Source organism: Burkholderia sp. BCC1644 (genome assembly GCF_902833225.1).
Classification (GTDB): domain Bacteria; phylum Pseudomonadota; class Gammaproteobacteria; order Burkholderiales; family Burkholderiaceae; genus Burkholderia.
Genome location: NZ_CADFEI010000065.1, coordinates 1 through 506, shown reverse-complemented (window position 1 = coordinate 506; position 506 = coordinate 1). Strand labels below are relative to the sequence as shown.

The 506-nt window shown below is 63.2% G+C and carries 2 protein-coding genes; both read right to left on the bottom strand.

Annotated elements, in window-relative coordinates:
* A partial coding sequence (locus tag HWX87_RS37715; RefSeq protein ID WP_176051845.1) for an acyl-CoA dehydrogenase N-terminal domain-containing protein occupies window positions 1-143 on the bottom strand: 143 nt, incomplete at its 3' end.
* Between the two features lie 99 nt (window positions 144-242).
* The coding region (locus HWX87_RS37710) for an FAD-binding protein (RefSeq protein ID WP_208456564.1) at window positions 243-506 on the bottom strand (264 nt) is incomplete at its 5' end.

Here is a 506-nt window from a genome sequence, read left to right as displayed (position 1 = left end):
CAGAACTTCGCGGACTCGTCGAGCACGGCCTGCGCCGTGTCGTAACCGGCATCCTCGAAACCCGGCAACTGCGCAACGGCGTCGATGCCCGCGAGTTCCTTCAGCACGAACAGCATGTCCTTGACCGGTGCGACATAACTCATGGTGCGTCTCCCTCTTCTCTCTTCTGTCGATGGCGTAAAAAAAGGGGCGCTCGTCGCGCCCCTTTTCCCGTGTGCTTAACGCTGAAGCGTCACGCCGCGTCAGCCGAGCTCGCTCACGAGCTCCGGCACGAGCGAGAACAGATCGCCGACGAGGCCGTAGTCGGCCACGCTGAAGATCGGTGCTTCCGGATCCTTGTTGATCGCGACGATCACCTTCGAATCCTTCATGCCGGCCAGATGCTGGATCGCACCCGAGATGCCGACCGCGATGTACAGCTGCGGTGCGACGATCTTGCCGGTCTGGCCGACCTGGTAGTCGTTCGGCACGTAGCCGGCGTCGACTGCCGCGCGCGATGCGCCGAG